The sequence below is a fragment of the Chitinophaga silvatica genome, from assembly GCF_003419895.1.
GTDB classification, from domain to species: Bacteria; Bacteroidota; Bacteroidia; order Chitinophagales; family Chitinophagaceae; genus Chitinophaga; species Chitinophaga silvatica.
In genome coordinates this window covers 681642-701307 of record NZ_QPMM01000001.1, presented here as the reverse complement: position 1 = coordinate 701307, position 19666 = coordinate 681642, and the positions used below count along the sequence as shown (strand labels likewise).

Annotated in this window: 4 protein-coding genes; all 4 read left to right on the top strand. The window is 39.9% G+C overall.

What is annotated here, in order from left to right; genetic code table 11:
• Positions 1-26 precede the first annotated feature (26 nt).
• On the top strand, positions 27-575 hold the full coding sequence (locus DVR12_RS02685; protein WP_158563186.1) for a LemA family protein: 549 nt from the start codon (positions 27-29) through the stop codon (positions 573-575).
• Between the two features lie 845 nt (positions 576-1420).
• Positions 1421-8488: a SpvB/TcaC N-terminal domain-containing protein gene (locus DVR12_RS02680; RefSeq protein ID WP_116973903.1), complete on the top strand. Its 7068-nt coding sequence runs from the start codon at positions 1421-1423 to the stop codon at positions 8486-8488.
• A 51-nt stretch (positions 8489-8539) separates the two neighbouring features.
• Positions 8540-17674, top strand: coding sequence for a Tc toxin subunit A-related protein (locus DVR12_RS02675; RefSeq protein ID WP_147323399.1), 9135 nt, complete (start codon positions 8540-8542; stop codon positions 17672-17674).
• Positions 17675-17805: 131 nt separating this feature from the next.
• Positions 17806-19599 (top strand): M48 family metalloprotease, encoded by a 1794-nt coding sequence (locus DVR12_RS02670; RefSeq protein WP_116973901.1) that lies wholly within the window; start codon positions 17806-17808, stop codon positions 19597-19599.
• Positions 19600-19666 lie beyond the last annotated feature (67 nt).

The window sequence follows — 19666 nt, the reverse complement described above, 5'->3', positions numbered from 1 at the left end:
CAATTTAGAATTACAATATGGATATCATGTCAATCATTGCAGGATTGGTATTGTTACTAGTTATATATTATTATAACCTACTTGTTCGTAAGAAAAATGAAGTGGAAATTGCCACAGGAAGTATAAATGAAACATTAAAAAGCCGTTATGACTTAATTATTCTTCTTGTGGATGCCGTAAAATCTTATATGTCCTACGAACGTGATGTACTAATTAAATTAACAAGAATGCGTATGAAAGCACTCTCCTATAATACGGGAGATGAAGAAAAAATTGAGCTCAACAGCTGCATCACAGGTGCATTACATCAAATCATTGATGCGGCAGATAACTATCCAAATCTCAAAACCAGCACCAATTTCCTTCAACTGCAGGAAAAATGGACGGGGTTGGAAGTACGCATATCCACATCCAGGATAAAGTATAATAATGCGGTTATTAAGTACAATAGTGCTATAAACACCTTTCCAGGGAAGATTATTGCCATAGCATTGGGGTACAAATCAAAAATGCTTTTTGAAGTTCCTTATGACGAAGCCCTTGTTTCGAATGTAAAAAGCTTTTCCTACAACTAGATGTCTACGTATACCCTGAGGCGTAATTTAGACGCTACAATGTAACGAGGACTCTTGTCTAATACTATTAAACTCAGTACGGTTTATTGATTACAAATTGTTTGTTAATTTCCTTGACTGTAGGTTGGGCAACTAATGCCCATACCTACGGTTAAGAATATCTAGCCCATAATAAGTAATCTTTCGCCCCATAATTTCAACCCCATCAAATCAAATACATTGAGCCATTTCGCTAAACAAAACCACATTCAAATGTTAATTTTCAGTAAATATTTTAAACTAAAAATTATAATTAGGACTCAATACTTTCATTAACATGAACAATTATATTGCTATTAATTTCAAAAAAAAACATCAACATATCTCGCGTTTTTAATTCTAAACAAACCTCATCCAAACAGCGCACAAACCCTTTACCAATAATAATTACAGAATAAATAGCATATACATCATTGTTATAAACAAAACGAATTCATTCAGATAATAATCTAGTATGAATTAAAAAGTTTATGCCAGATTCAATGATCCAAGAAAAGAAAATATTTTTACCAGTCCATGAATTTTTAATCTATTTTTTTATATTTTTAATTCAGAAATAACCTTAGTATATCTCATATTTTTTCTATGAATTACCCTGGCACAATCTCATTCTAGTAAAGACAAAAGTCACCCACCTGACAAACAAAGCCTCTAGATGAGCCTCCCCAGACCCGCTTATTCTATTACTTCGTGTTCACAACGTAATAACTGATTGCACTAAAGGCAGTAAATGAACAGCATAAAAAGGATCTCAGATCTTTTTATCGCTCTTCATATACTTTCATTGGAACAGTAAAGCTATTGCTATGAAAACGACAGATCAAAAGAAACCATCTCCTCAAAAAATATCTGCCATAGAGCTTAAACCACCAGGAGGAGGTGGCACGGTTAAAGGATTAGGAAATTCATTTAAGGCAGATGCTTTTTCCGGCACCGGCTCATACGACATTCCTATTCCCGTTACTCCCGCAAGAGGTTTTGAGCCTGAATTACAGCTTTCCTATAATTCGGGTGCGGGAAATGGTGCCTATGGTCTTGGGTTTTCCCTTTCCTTATCAAAAATATCAGTTAATACCAGCAGGCACATCCCGCGATATGACGGTACAGATGAATACTTGCTGGATGGTGTTTCATTATCTGTAAGTACCATTACAGCACTTCGTACTGAGGTAGTAAATAATATTACTTACACAATTACTACTTACCTCACCAATCCTAATATTAACTATTCGCTTATAGAAAGATGGGAAGATCCATCTACCAAAATTACCTTTTGGAAAACAATTAGTACCTCCAATGTTACCAGTATTTATGGAAATTCAGACCTTTCTCGTATAGCCAACCCTGATGATAATACACAAATATTCGAATGGTTAATTGATAATTCATATGATGCAAAAGGGAATAAAATTGTTTATACCTACCTGGAAGAAAATAATGAAAACGTACCCTCCGGCATCTTTGAAATAAACAGAAACTATAAGGCAGGCCGATATATCGATACAATTACTTATGGCAATTATTGGACAAACAACATAGAATATTTTGCTTTTACAGTTGTATTCAACTATGGCCAGGAAACCAATAACCAGTGGGCTTGCAGACCTGACCCATTCTCTTATTACAATGCAGGATTTGAAATTCGGTTATTCAGGCTTTGTGAAAAAATTCAGATGGTACATCACTTTCCGGATGAACTGGGCGACCCATTAGTTGTGAAAGAATTATGCCTCGAATATGAAAATATTCAAAGCTATACTCCTGTTCAATTTCAGGCTCCATCATTGCTTAAAAGTATTACGCTGAATGGATACCAGAAGGATATTTCCGATCCACAAACCGTACCACCACTCGAATTTGGGTTCTCATCCTTTCAACCGCCTGTAGCACCAACCTTCAAGGAATTGGAAATGGATCTGAGTACTATTCCCGGTTATCTTAATACCAGCGCTTTCTTACCAGTGGATCTGAACAGAGATGGATTGCCGGGATTCCTTTACAGTAATGCCAATTCCAGCTTCTATATGGAACCTCTTGGTGATGGTAAGTACCAGGCTCCAAAGGTAAACGATCCTTTTCCCATCAATAAAAATATTCAAAATAACGAAGCAGTACTGACGGATATTAATGGAGACGGGTATCTCGATTTATTGGTACATACCTCCAATGAGATGGGATACTTTCCCCGGAATAGCCAGGGCGGATGGAACAATTATACTCCGTTTATCAGCTATCCCAATAACTATAGCAGCAAGTATATGGAACTGGTAGATTTGGATGGAAACGGAAAAACCGATATGCTGCTGGCAGAATTAGACAGTCTGCAAGTTTTTTCTTCGTTAGGAACCGAAGGCTATACTGGCCCTTCACTTATTTCCAATGACAACGATTTTCCGTTGCCAAAACAAGGATACAAACAGGAGCTGGTCACCTTTGCCAATATGTTTGGAGATGGGCTCTCACATCGTGTAAGGATTAGTAATGGTTCTGTAGAATGCTGGCCTTGTCTGGGATACGGCCGGTTCGGTAAAAAAGTAATGATGGGAAATGCCCCGTCGTTCGGTGACAACTTTGATACTTCACGTTTATTTCTTGCAGATGCTGATGGTTCCGGCACTACAGATTTTATATATGTTTATCCGGATAAAGTGGAGTTATTCCTGAATCAATCCGGTAATACATTTTCTGATCCCGTTACTATTCACCTGCCGGAATTATTTGATACACTCGACCAAATTTCATTTGCTGATATCCTGGGCAATGGCACTACCTGCCTGGTGTTTACGAAGATATCAGTAACTCCCAGACAATATTATTATAATTTCTCAGGAGAGATAGTATTACCCGATGGAAGCTGTCAGGCATCCCTAAAACCATATCTGCTAAATGTTATCAACAACAACATTGGGGTAACTCAAATCATCAATTATTGCAGTTCAGTTAAATTCTACCTGGAGGATAAAAAAAATGGAAAGCCATGGACTACCAGGTTGGCATTTCCGGTACAGGTGGTTGAAAAAATAACTGCTTATGAAACCTTCTCACAATCAAAGTTTACAAACCTTTATAGCTATCATAATGGCTACTATGATGCATACAACCGTCAGTTCAAAGGCTTTGGGCTAATTGAATCCTGGGATACTGAGTCGTATGAAGAATTTCAGGATAGTTATCAAAATCCCGATTACCCTGTAGCCTCCCTGAATGAAGAGCTATATGTACCTCCGGTATATACCAAAACCTGGTATATGAATGGGTGTAATGGCAATGACTACACGCTGTTAATGCAGGATTTTTCCGGCCAGTTTTTTAATGGAGATACACATGCGTATCCTTTTCCCCTAAACGAATTGCCCGATCTGTCATCAGAAAATGAGCAAACCATAAATGGTGAATACCTGGCCCTGGCAGGTAAGTTAATCAGAAAGGAGATTTATGGAGATGATAATACCGAGACCTCTGAAAATCCATACCAGGTAGAACAAATCTGTTATGAGGTAACACTCCTGCAAGCTGCTACTCCCCATAACCCAGCGGTTTTCAGGACAGATATCAGGGAAAAAATCACTTATAATTATGAGAGAAATACAGATGATCCGAGAGTTTCACAGGAATTTGTTTTTGAAACAGATCCTGCTTCCGGATTACCTCAGCTTTCCTGTACAATGTACCTGCCTCGACGTGGCCAGGTGCAGCAGAACTTCTCTGAACAATATACATTGAAGGGTGTAATTACCTCCACCAGCTATTTCGACTCGGCCGAGAATGAAGACTACAGGCTACGTGGTATTCCGTATGCCAACATGCAGTATGAACTGCTAAATGCAAACTTCACAGGTAATTACTATACCTATGACACTGCGGAGACTGTAGTAACTGCTGCTATGAAGCAGATCATCACCTATATGGCTACTCCTTCAACAGGTACCTGTGCAAGGCAATTCAGCGGACTATATTCATATTTCTGGAACCTGGATCAGGAGCAGGTATTGCCATTGGGGCAAGTATCGCCAAGGGCATTGCTGCATCATATAGCCACTTCAGAATTTACGAACGATAATATCACCACTATGTTTGGCGACCGGTTGGCCGCCGATACCATTTCAGATCTTGGAGGATACATTTATAACAAGGATACCGGTTATTGGGAAAATCATGGCCTGGTTCAGAATTATAATAAAACTCCTGAAAGCTTCTATTTGTCTTCCGGCACCCAGAGTTCTGCGCTCAAACTGGGTTCTATGAGCACCGCAGTATACGACAATTACAACCTAAGACCTGTTATTACCACTACATTCTTGTCTATCGATCCATTGATTACGAATGTGATCAATGCAACAATGGATTATCAGAGTATGCAGATCAAGCAGCTTGTAGACTTCAATGGAAACGTAACACAATGTCTTTTTGATGCACTGGGGGAAGTAATTGTGACCTCCACATTTGGACACCAAGGTAACAACCTTACAGGAGGTATGCTGTTATTTGATTACAAAAATCTGAAGGCGGAATATGTTGTCAGAACCACAGCACCTGGTGGTGGAGCAATTACATTTAACGCAGTTCTTAAAGATCAAAGTTACTTTTTACAAGGCGCGAGCAGTTATTTCTTCTATAATCTGGCTGGCACGCAGAACAGCGATCAGCCAGTCAGTGCTATTAACTTAACCAGGGAGAATTATTATCACCAGAATAATATAACGGTAACGGATACGCCCAATCAGGCCATTATAACCTACAATGATGGGCTACTCCGGCAAATTGAAACAAGAACCAAAGCTACGGATGTACCTTTAACCGCCGACAAATGGTTGTCTTCCGGCCGGAAAGTATATAACAATAAAGGCAAGGAATGTGAAAGTTATATTCCCTTCTTTGCTACAATACCAGATTATCAGACTCAGGATGAGATTACATCTCTGTATAAGGTACCTCCTCCTACCCTCACCCATTATGATCCACTCGAACGTATTATCAGAGTGGATACCCCTAAAGGCTTCTTTACAAAGACGGAATTTAATGCCTGGGAACAAAGTGCTTTTGATGAAGACGATACAGTAAAATCATCTATCTACTATCAAAATTTTATGAGCTCCTATCCTGTAAATCCAACACAACAGGAACAAGACGAAAAGGATGCATTGGATAAAGCAGCTGTATTTGACAATACGCCTACACTGACGATTCTGGACAATATGGGTTTTACCATCCGTACCATTAATACTCTGGTAACTGGTCAACAACCTCCAACCGTTATACAGGTAGATATCAGTGGGCGAAAGATCTTGGAAATTGATCCACGCCTCTATACTTCCAATATTAACAAAGGAACCACTTACTATAATTTTAGCTATCAATATACCATGAGTGGAAAGGATGGTATGGTAGTAGATAGCATTGATGCTGGAAAACAACTGCATTTCAAAAATATTTTTGATTTACAGACATGGTCGTTGAGCCCCAGAAGTTATTGTCAGGTAATCTTCTACGACTGGATGCAGAGAAAATTACAACTGAAGATAAAGCTCATTACTACTTCAGGCCCCATCAGCAATTTTGACAATTTTAGTCTGGTAGAAATATTTACATACGGCGAATATGCCAATGCAACAGCCCAGGCAGGAAACAACCTTCGCGGTCAGCTCTACCAGCAGAATGATCTTTCGGGCATACTAATGCAGACCAGTTATAGCGTTTCCGGGAATTTACTGGCAAGTTCCAGAAAAATGACAGTTGATTACAAAACGCCTGTCAATTGGAATAAAACAGTACCATTGCAGGACCACTCCTATGACTTTGCATATACATTCAATGCGGTGGGGAAACAACTCACCCAAACAACTCCAGATGGCTCTGTTGTCAGCTATACATATAATTACCAGGCATTACCTACTGCCATAACGCTTAAAAATAGCCAGCAGGTAGAAACTCAGGCTGTTAAGAGTATTAGTTACAACGCCAGCAATCAACGTACGAATGTTGCATTCGGTAATGATACCAGTACAAGTTATGGATACGAAGATACGACGCAGCGAATGCTTCAACTGACCACCCAGCGTACCAATCTGGATCCGAAAACAGTACAGGACATCAACTACACGTATGATCCTGTAGGGAATAGTACCAGGATCAGAGACCAATCTATCGATACAATATTCAATAACAACCAGCAAATAGAGCCGCTGCTGGATTATACTTATGATGCACTTTATCAATTAATACAGGCCACTGGCCGGCAACACCAGGGTATCACTGCTACTACCTACCGGAATAATATTGCTGATGGAAGTTTTATGCAGTCGAAATACTCCCAGCTGTCGGTTAACGATGGAAATGCTATTGAACAGTATAAAGAGCTTTATACGTATGATGACAGCGGCAATATGATTAAGAAACAACACATTGCCACCTCCGCCAGCTGGACTCAGGACACAGCCGTTATGGACAATTCCAACAGACTGGCAGATGTAACTTATGACGCATCAGGTAATCCGCTATTTCTTCAAATAAATGACCAGGCACAACTTGTATTTAACTGTTGTGACAACCTGCTGAATGTGCCGTTAATTACAAGACCAGATGAAGATAATGATGCAGACTATTACTTATATGGGGCAGATGAACAACGTACCAGAAAGGTGAGTGAAAGGTATGCTACTGCCTCTTCTGTCAGATATGACGACAACATTTATATAAATAACTATGTGTACAATGAAAAAGGAACACAGCTGAATGACGGCACGAGAACCAGTACAGATAAAAGGCAGACTGTCCGGATCATGGATGATAAAGATTGTATTCTCGTTTATCATTACTGGACCCAGGGCGGGCCTCTATCTGGCGATAACAGTCAATATCGCTACCAGTTAGGTAACAATTTAGGTTCGGTAGCAGGGGAGCTCGACCAGCAAGGGCAGGTTATCAGTTATGAAGAATACTATCCTTATGGAGGTACGGCAATTATTGCTGGAAGTAACCAGGTGGATGTATCATTGAAGATTTACCGGTACTCAGGTAAGGAGTGCGACAACACCACTGGTCTGTATTATTACGGCCAGCGATATTATGTCTCGTGGTTAGGCAGGTGGTTGAATACAGATCCTGCAGGCACGGTAGACGGCCTCAATTTGTATGCATTTGTTAAAGGAAACCCGGTTACTCATGTAGATGAAGATGGTTTAATGTTGAAAGCCTGGAAGTACTCGTCAAAGGTAAAGGTTAAGCCAAAAGGAAAGTACTTCTCCACCTCCTCGCATGGTGGTACTTCCTGGGAAGTTTCACTCAACGTCCGGGATCTTGCCCATACCACCCACTCTGTAACTGCGTCCAAAGCGGTGGTAATTCATAAGGAAGAAAGGGCAATAGTAAAGATCCCTTCACTGGTATATTGCAGAGGATTCGGACTTAGCCTGTTTGGCGAGAATAATCTGTTAAAAGGCACTATGGTAGTCCATTTTGAAGGAAGTTATATTCCATTGCAGAAAACAATACAGAGTATGCTGCTGAAGCATCAGATACAACGTTTAAAGTTGCTGCGTCTGGATCATGGACATGATTTGCTGACCCCTTCTGTGCACAGTGAAAGTGGTGGAACCAATATGGATATTTTAACTGAAAATCTATTAAACAGATTACAACCCAAGCTTGGAGATGAATTCCAATGGGCCAGAGAGATGAGTTTAAAGGAATCAGCAGCCTTTAAAAAGCAATTCGACAACAGACCAATGGCTAAAAAGTTAATCGACAGAATATCTCACCCAATTGAACCACTGGATGCATTTTATAAGATTAGTCCGGGCGGCATAATAAACACGGCATTATTACCACAGCATGTAGTGGAATACCTGATTAAAAAGCATACCGATCATCATTAAAAGTATTTGGATTATAAATATTCAATCAAAAAAAATATTAAATATATTCCGATGAAAAAAACTAATCCCACAAAAATAAAAAGTAAAAAACTCGCATCTTTCTATAAAACCAATCCTGAATTTGATATACATACCTTTAATTTTATTGATGAGCGAAATCTTTCTACCTTAAAGTTTTCCAAGGGAAAGGAAAAAGAAGTAGTAGAAGTACTGAAAGCTTATCAACGCCTTTTACGGCTGCATCCGGATCATGATGTTGTAGAAGCATTGCTCGAGAACGAGCTGGATTCCGCCAGGAAAATTACATCCTACAGTCCATCACACTTTACTAAAAAGTTTGCTTCCAAACTGCCGGGAGGTAGCAAAACAGCACGTCAAATATATCAGCAGGCGAATGACGTCAAAACCAAAGTAATGCTGCTTTGGACGAATATTAGTCAGCTTCGTAAATCTCCTTATTATCAGTCTCTTGCCTCCTCCCCTGCGCCTCAGTATCCTGTTCAGGATTTTGAAAATCTCTCGAGCTACCAGGAGATTTTTGGTTCTCTTGATTATTGCAGTTGCCCTGAATGTAAATCCATTATGGGAGCAGCCGCATACCTGACAGATTTGCTACGGATCATAGACAAAGCCATTACAAAACCCAATCCGGATATTCCTGCCGGACTTTCGTTCAACGACAGAAGGCCGGATATTTCTCAAATAAAACTTACTTGTGCAAATACAAACAACCTGGTTCCTTATCTGCAGATTGTAAATGAAATTCTGGAAATAACGCTCATGAATGCGTTAAATGTAGAAGATATATACTTTGATCTTGTAAGCAGATATTATCCTTTCAACCTGCCATTTAATCTTCCGTTGGAAGAGATAAGAATCTATCTCGCCCAGAACAACACTTCTTTGTCTGATATATTCTCTTCGATGGATACCGGCAGCAGCGGACTTGCCATTGCACGGGAATACCTGAATATGTCCGTAGAAGAATTGAACAACTATATGAAGCCAGCTACAGGCCAATTGCCTGCAGTATTAAGTGCCAACTATGGTGTTACTATCACAAGCAGTAATCTGGCTCATTTAAACGAGGTAGATACATTTATAAGTCAGGTTGGTATCTCCCTCGAGAATTTCAAATTACTGTTACTGGAAAACCTCAATACAGAAGAAATTTTTAATGTTGGCGGTACCTATAATACAACCGGCATGAAGGGGTCTACGATTGTCTTCGAGCAATCCGGTAGCAACATAGAAGCAATTTGTACTTACGCTTCAGGTACTGTTGTAATTAATGGTAGTATCATTGATAAAACGGTGCAAGGAGAATGGATCCAAACTGAAAACACTACTGTCACAAAAGGATATTGCCAGTTTGTGTTTACAGATAATGCCATGTCATTTACCGGTAACTGGAACACTTCGTTGGGAGCGCCCTGGCAAACTGCTACCTGGAACGGCACCCGGGATACAACGAAATCACCTGCCGCCAGTGGAATCATTCCTCATAACTTCTTTATCAACCAACCATTTGCCGATAAAACTACCTACCTCTTTATCAGAGAGAATAAAGTAGATCCCAATAATGTATTTGATGAAATTGCCAATCTCGACATTAATACACTCGATACATTAAACCGGTTTATCCGGTTGTCGCAAAAACTGGAATGGGATTATGCATCGCTCGATTGGATGTTGATGACACTATCTTATGTAACAAGCACCAGTCGTGAGATTTCTGATAAGGTTATCATTGAACTGGCAAAAGTAATGAAACTCTATACCGAGTATTCAATACCGTTAGACCTACTGGCGAGTCTATGGTACGATATAAATACAACCGGTATTGGAAACCAACAGTTTTCACAGGCATTGTTCGACAAAGTATTCAATGGACCTGAACAAATTGGATTTACAGATATTATTCCATATCATCCAAAATATGAGGATAACTACAAGCAGTTTGTAAATCCTCTCTATCAATCAGATGTCCTGGACTGGTATCTCAACGATACCGATAATACCAAATCAGCGCCAGGCAATATTGTTATTTCGGGCATCCTTACTTCTACAGATTCGCTAAGGCAGATAGCCCAGGCTACTTTCGGAAAGGTAACGAGCATCAAATTAAGCGTTGCGAATTTGTCTGTACTCTACCGTCATGCAATGCTGGTAAAGACACTCAATATCCAGACCAGCGAATATATACAACTCTTAAAACAGCTGGGATTAACACAATCCGGGCATCCGGAACTGATTGCATTATCTCTTGTACCCGATAATGTTATTCAGATAGTTGAAAACCTCAAGTGGATGCGCAGAACCGGGCTTAATGCATTTACAGTAAATTATCTCTGTAATGCACAACCCAGTCAATATGTCAATACCGGATATGAAGTAGTGAATGTACCGGATTTTATCAACTCCCTTAATTCCTCACTTCAAAGAAATCTGCTACTGGAAAGTAGCTTCACCGGTAATGGAATTTCTCCGGAACAATCCAAAGCAGTCTTTGACTGGATGAAGGCTAATCCTCAGAATTATGTCGACTCAGCAGGATTTGTATCAAATACCAATATTCTAACCATACAGAATCTGCCCAATTCGTTGACGGTATTAAGTAGCAACGATTTCACACTGACGTTCCAAAACAAAACAAATATTGTTCAAACCACTAATACATACAGAAGTAATCAAACTAATGTATTCACTTCTGAAATTTCATCCTTCTTCCAGGTAAAGTCTGACTTTATGTCGAGCATTATTGATCAGGTGAAAACGCTTTTCAATGCTCCAAATTATCTGGAATATTTCTACCTGAAAGATCTCTTTTCCACTCCTGCCAATTCTGTGCTGAAGGATGGAAGCACTACGGATCTCGACCCAACCAAAGTGCGGGCTGTCTTTTCAAAAAATAGTTTACCATTACCGGAAACAATCAATATTGTAACCACCGGTACCGGATCATGGACTATTGATGATAAAGCCAAAATTGTACTCTATTATGGCTATCAGCTGCCTGGGCAAGACAATATTTATTTCTATTCAGATCCAACCATTGAAACCACTAATGATTTATTGTTCATATTCAATTTCATTCAGGGGCTTTCAAGATTTATTATTCTTTATAAGAGCCTTGGTTTTAATATTGTACAAATTGAAGGCATTATCCAAACTCCAACAGCCTACAATCTTACCTACAATTTCAACAGCAGCACATTCCTACTCACCTTTAGTCCGAATAACATAATAGCACTCAATACCTTTATTAACCAGGAGAGTGATTTTGGAGATAAAAACAATGCATTGGTAGGTTATCTTTATACAGTAAAGTCTACCACCCTGGATGCCTGTGCAGAGTTAAGTGCTATAACAGGCTGGCACCAGGATCAGTGCAGGTATTTATGTGATTACTTTTTCGGAACTGGTGTCAATTGTAAGACTGTATTGGAAATACAGCGGCTGAACGTAGCCTTCACTATTACCGCCGAATTGGGAATAGATGTATACTTTCTCAAACAACTCAATGATATTGCTTCCTGGCAGCAGACAAATGCAACCAACTGGGCAACCTACAACAGTTTATCGTCTACCCTCCTTCAAAATGTAAAGGCAGCTACACCTTCGGACGCATGGCCAACAGTTTTTAAATCCATGAATGGTCAACTCGAAGAAGCTAAGCGAACAGCAATGCTTGATCTGACAGTATGGGAAGTTGGAAAAACCTATCCAGACATTACCACAGCAAATAATTTATATGAATATCTATTGATTGATGTTAAACGGGGAGGATGCCAGGATATTTCCTACATTAAACAGGCATTGAATTCTGCTCAGTTATACTTACAACGGTGCCGGCTCAATTTGGAAAGAAATGTTGTTATTGATAAGGCCGACCTTCCGGATATATACTGGGAATGGATTATGAACTATCGTGTATGGGAGGCAAACCGGCAGGTATTTCTATATCCCGAAAATTATCTGGACCCAAGCTTACGTGCTTCAAAAACAGATTTATTCAAACAGCTGGAGAATAATCTAAGCCAGGGAAATATTACCAAATCTACTGTAGAAGCGGCCTATACACAATACCTGGATTCATTCCAGGAACTGGCCACCCTACAATATGTGAGTGGATATCATTGCTATACAGATGGACCCATTAATCCTGAAAGTGAAATCCTGTATCTCTTTGCCAGAACCCAATCTGTTCCCTACCAATATTATTATATTACCAGGCAGCCCGGGGATGTATGGTCGCAATGGAATAAGATAAATATCACCATCAATTCTGATCATATTACTGCTACATATGCCTTTAACAAGTTGTTCATTTTTTGGGTAGAGCAGGTACAGACCAATGAAACAGGAGCGGACAATGTTAAAATTCTAGTAACAAAAGCTACTATTAAATCATCTTTTTATGATTACAGCGGTAATTGGAAACAACCACAAACCGTTGTCGATAATCAGGTGATAGATATAAGTCCGTATCCTTCTTTCAGTAGTCCGTTCAACGCTACCACCTTCAATTTTGATAAACCCTATTACAATCGGGTAATAGCATTTCCAAGCGACGACAAGAACTTCTATGATCCCGAGGCCGATCCGCAGAAGCAACAAAAAATTTATCTTTATTATGGACCACTCACCAATGTTTTAACGTATAACCCTTCATCCGTTCCTGCTCCCAATCCGCAGGCTCCACCAATGACCTATGCATTTGAAAAGCAAATTAGTATAGACGATGCCGTTATACGACAGGGAAAAACTAACGGTACCGCAGGATACTATCCGCTTACTCCATTCATTGTACTGGATACCTTACTGGAAAGTAGTTTCCTGGTCAACAACAATGAATATGTTTTTCTGCAGGATGATGCCTTATCAGGAAATAGTGCCCCGGGATTTGCAGCAACCAGCGTAGAAAAGAAACTGGTACTACAACCATCGTATAATACACTAAGAACTAATTATATTGAAGGAATGGGCCTGGAAGCTGTTAGCTTCCTGGAGCCTTACCCGGTGGATAATACCTCCTTCATTGCCCCCGACATTACAGCCGAACAATCAGCCACTATTTTCAAAATTCTTACCACTCCGCCTAATGATGTTATTGATGGTAGTGGCATGGTGAAGAGTATCGCTCTGAATATTGATGTGACTATGTATGCCCAGCTTCTATCGCTCGAGACAGAGCAGGCCAGGGAAGTAAGAGACACGCTGTTTACCCACTATTATGGAACACAGTCATTACTCGAAAATATAGCTACTTATAACAGCCAGATTATTCCGATAGATAATAATCCGGGCATGTTTATTTTTTATAATGATGGAGATGGCTATCTGTTTAAGAACGATAAGTATGGCGATATCAGTGACCTGGCCAGAATTGGAAATTTGCTGGATGGTGTGAATAAGTATTCATTTATGACGCTGGATATAGACCAGACTACCTCCTTCAATATATTCAATGCATTATCTAAGCCGCCAAATGTTATAATAGGTGCAAACGGGCAGGTAGATTTAGCAAAGGCACTTGCTATACAACCGGCTATGCTGGCTACTTTATGTAGTATTTCAATTGAGCAGGCTTATGAAGTTAAGAATACACTGCTCTCATCTTCACTAACCGGTATTTGTTATGAAAGTGGTACTTATGTATTTGTTGAACCTAATTCATTTCAAACAAAGGATATAGACAAAGCTACATCCCAAAGGGTATATACGGTATTCCGCACACCACCAAATGAGATAATCAGTGAAGATGGAATTGTAGATTCTATTATTGCTGATGAGTTGAGTATAGAAATGATTGCTGCAGCAACCGGGCTTTCTGAAGCCCAGGCTACAGAAATTAAAGCTGTACTCACAACACCAGACCAGGATACTCCGCCTAGTAAGTTTAAACCCAATGACAATATCTATTCACTCAATTTCACTGTCGACAGAATCAGCACTGGCGCCATCAGAAAACTTAGCCGGATACTGTTTACAGAAGGAATTGATCAGATGTTGTCGCTGGAATCGCAACAGGCGCCTAAGAATGTTGTGTCTTATTTTGATCAGATGGCACCTACCGATGCCGTAACCCCTCCTAAAATAGAATATGATGAGCAGGTAAGTTTTGTGGGGCCATATGGTGAATACTATTGGGAATTATTCTTCCATGGTCCGATGCTGGTGGCTAAGGTATTGAATAATAATCTGCAATTTGAAGATGCAGAAGATTGGTATCAATATGTCTTCAACCCTACATTGAGTGTAGTAAAGATGGGGCCAGATTCGTTTGTGGTAAACAATATCTCACCCATCCAATCTGCTCAGATCTTTACCACTCTTACTACACCGCCTAATGACCTGATTGATAAAGATGGCATGGTAAAAAAAGCAGCACTGAATGTAAGCATACAGATGCTGGCAGCTACTTTATACATATCTGAAATACAAGCAGCAGAAGTTAAAAATATTCTGGTCAACAATTATCTGATCACCCCTCTGTATACTTATTGGCAATTCCAGCCTTTCAGAGAACATACCTTGCAATCGCTGACCGATCAACTAACCGACGCAGCACAGATTTATACTTACGATCGTCATCCTTTTGATCCGCATGCCATTGCAAGACTTAGAATCGGTGCATACGAAAAGGCGACGGTTATGCAATATATTCAGAACCTGATCGATTGGGGCGACAGTGAATACAGATTATATACCTGGGAGTCTATCACTGCAGCTATGATGTTATACATCTATGCCTATGATCTGTTGGGTCCGCGCCCTGTAGATATGGGTGAGCAGCCCCCTCAGTTCCCTGTTAACTTTAATGAAATTCTGGAGAAGTATGGTGATACTGTTGGTGGTATACCACAGTTTCTCATAGACATGGAAAATGCTATTTCTTCATCTCTCCCACCAGTAATTCCTCCAATCGGGAAAGATGTACCATACAATGACATTGAAGCATACTTCTGTATTCCTGAAAATGAGATGTTTGCTACCTATTGGGATACCATCGAAAACCGGTTGTATAACATCAGGCATTGCCTGAATATAAACGGAGTTCCACAGCCATTGCCATTGTTTGAACCACCTATTAATCCAATGGATCTGGTAAAAGCAGCAGCATCTGGCAACAATATTCTGAACCTTAGTTCTATGGTGCAGCCAAATGTACCTGCATATCGCTTTAGCAGCATGATACAGTTGGCAAAAGAATTAACCGGCACAGTTACTCAGTTGGGAGGAGAGCTACTCACTGCGCTAGAGAAAAAAGATAGCGAAGCATTACAGCAACTGCAAACTGTAAACGAATTAAATCTGCTGAATCTTAATGTAATAATAAAGCAACAACAAATTGTAGATGCCCAGGCTCAATTGGCAGCATTACAGCAAAGTCTTGAAAGCGCGCAATACAAACAACAGTACTTTACCGATTTGTTGGATGCAGGCTGGAATTCTTACGAAATTGCCGATGTGGCATTACGTTCATCTGCCACAGTTCCTCAAACCATTGCATTGGGTATTAATGGTGTAGCCATCGCTGGATATCTTGCCCCCAATATTTTCGGATTTGCAGACGGAGGAATGGAATTTGGCGAAGCCATAACGTGTGGAGCCAGTATCAGTAGCATCACTGCAGAGATACTGAATCAATCTGCTGGCCTGGTAGCTACGGCAGGTACTTATCAACGCCGGGATGAAGATTGGAAGTTCCAGAAAGAAAGTGCCGATTATGAAGTTGCACAAATCAATCAGGAAATTACATCAAGCCAGGCACGTATTCAGATTGCTCAGCAGGATTTGCTTGTCAACCAACAGAGTATCACTCAAACTCAAACAGTTGATAGTTTCCTGAAATCCAAATTTACGAATGAAGACCTCTATACGTGGATGAGTTCCAGGTTATCATCACTGTACTTCCAAACTTATAACCTGGCATTAAATACTGCATTGCAAGCACAGGCAGCATTTCAGTTTGAAGAAGATACCAACACTCAGTTTATTACCTTCGATTATTGGGATAGTCTGTATAAAGGCTTACTGGCCGGAGAATCGCTGATGCTATCGTTGCAGCAAATGGAAACTTCGTATAATAACATCAACACACGTACCTTCGAAATTGAAAAAACCATTTCCGTTCAGCAGAATTTCCCAGAAGAATTCTTACGCTTTAAGTGGGGCAATAATGGTGGAACACAAGGTGTACTTGATTTTGTATTAAGTGAGAAGTTATTTGATTTTGACTTTCCAGGTCAGTATTGCAGAAAGATAAAGTCCATATCTATTTCTATTCCGGCGGTAATCGGACCTTATCAGAACCTGAATGCTACGCTTACACAAAATTACAATTGGCTAATTCTGGTACCGGATACAAATGCGGTGAAATATGTAATTTCCAAAACTACAGCCGGAACAGGTCTTACCACCGAAGAGCCACCGTCCAATATCCTGAGACAAAACTGGGTACCCGGACAACAGATTGCATTATCAAAAGGCATAGATGATGCAGGTTTGTTTGTATTGAATTTTGATGATGAAAGATATTTGCCGTTCGAATGCACTGGTGCAATCTCTTCGTGGACATTAAGTCTACCTCCGGATACAAACAGAATTAACTATAACAGTATTTCTGATATCATCATCAATGTAAAATATACATCCAAATTTGGAGGTAACAATTTCACTTCAGATGTCAAGAATATTTATAAGAATATTCAGTATCCTTCAAACAGTTATATCAAGGCTAAGACCTTCGATTTAGAAAAGGCATTTTTTAATAGCTGGACCAACCTGTTTGGCACTCCGGTGAGTGGTATGCAATCAATCACCTTCCCAATTACAGATAATTTCTGGTTGCCCAATATGGCCAATGTAAAGGTCGAAAAACTGGGAATACAGCTCGAACTAGCCGATGGTACGGCTCTGAGTGGAAGTACTTTTGTACAGATAAAAGCCAGTCAGGGTTCCAAGCTATTTAATATCTCGGCCAATTATGGTGAGATAAGCGGAGATGATTTACAGAGTATAGGTTTTGGGAAAGATAGTGTGAATTGTACAATCCAGTTTGTGGATGCGAATCTGCCGGATGCAATATCCAAAGGAACAGGCCAGAATAAGGCACTTGATCCGACAAAGTTAACTGACATGGCAATAGTTATTTATTACACAGAGCCCCCATTTAGTTAATCATATTTTATAAAACCAAAAAAAGGAGGTACACCCTGAAAGTAAAATAACCATTTCATTTCTTGCTGGTATTATCCAGCTATTGCAACAGAATTTAAAACCATTTCTCTCACTCAAAAAAAATTAAGTCTATGGGCACTAATGACTGGTGGTACCAGCCCTGCCTCGATAATATCAAGAAATTGCACGGAACAATGTGTTCTGAGGAACATTGCAATTCTACTATTGTCAAGGATTACTCAGAAAACTATTGTAATTGCACCGATGTTTATCCAAATGGATGTGACCCTGTAAGGTATCAAGGATGCTGTTCTTACTCTGCAACATCACCAGTACCTATCCTTGAGTTAGGCTGCTATTGCTGCTGCGGTTGTTTCGCCAATGAAACACCTGTTGCTGTGGATTTAAAAACCTACAAGGCAATTGCAGAATTCAATCCTGGTGATCTGGTTTATGTAGCAGACAATGCAGACCTCACCAAATGGAGCCAGAAACAAGTATTGTTTAGTAATGGTGCTGGTGGAAATTCCAGCGCAATTACCATGATTAAACTTACTTATGAGGTTTCGGATGGTAAACTGGATCACTTGTTTGTTTCCAGAGATCAGTTATTTTATATGACAGATAAAAAAATGAAATCCGCATCCAGACTTGTTCCGGATCAAGACCAACTGGTATTTTATGACGGCACTACTGCAATGGTTAAAAGTCTGGAAGTTGGTAAATACAAAAAAGGGCTACACCATATTGCAACCAGCCTTGGCCCAGCCACAACAATGGATGGACACCTGATGCTTGCTAAAGGTATTGTTTGTGGCGATTATGCCTTACAACTTGGCCTGGGTGGCGGACAATCAGATAGTAAATCATTGGTTGCCAATCACGCCCAATTGCCTGAATTTGGTACTAAGGAATACTTTGAGAAATACAAACACGTTATTGGTAATGCATTGAAAGCGCATCACCCCGAGCACAAACCGGAAGATTTCGATTCTTCTGTATTTGAAGTGTTTGGTAAGAGAGGCCCTGTTATTATTCCTGAAAGTGCCCAGCACTTTGTAAGCAAAGAACAAGCGATTTCAATCCTTGAAAATCCGGAATCAAATATATCACCTGTTTATTCCGGTATTGGTGATGACCTGGTGAAATATCTGTTCACCATGTTTCAAGGTTTTTATCCAGATGTTATATTCTACTACGATAAGGTAAACCAGATGCCAAATGCATATTCATTTTTTGAATATGGTAAATCATTCGTAGTTGTTAATGGAGGTCTGGCACGTGTTGCGTTGATGGACTTTGATACATTGGCTTTTGTTATTGCCCATGAATTAGGTCACCTCTATGGCGGTGTTCCTAAAAATGACGAGGATTATACTTGCGAAGGTCAATCAGATTTCTTTGCAATTACCGGGGTATTACCTAAGGTATGGTATGGTCTTTCTTCTGGTCCAATCATTTCGCAGGCTATTGAAACATTGACATCTTTCTTTGATCTGATCAATCCTAAATTGAGAACAGGGAAGAAAGGTAATACCTGCATGCATATATCAACAGATTGCCGTCTGGAAGCCATGAAAGCAGCATTCCATATGATGCCTTTGCCTGCATGTGCCGGTGGGCCTGTAGATCCTAAACTTCAGGTAGAATCAGCACTTCCTATAACTGATAAAACAGGTACTATTCTGGTAGTTACTTACAACGTACCGGTAGATCCTAAATCAGCTACAGCAATCGGTAACTATGTATTCGATCCGATTCTTTCCGTAAATGCTGCCCGTATAGACCCTACAAATCCAAGTGTGGTAAATCTTCATACCATTATGGGTAAACCGGGAAGTTATTCCGTTTGCGTATATGATGTGACTTCTGCTAAAGGAGAACCACTGATCAAGGGTGATAATTGCGCCAGTTTTAAATTTTAATAACCGGCTTCAATAATAAGGAGGCCTGTATACTGCAAAGTATTACAGGCTCCTTATTTCTTAGTCA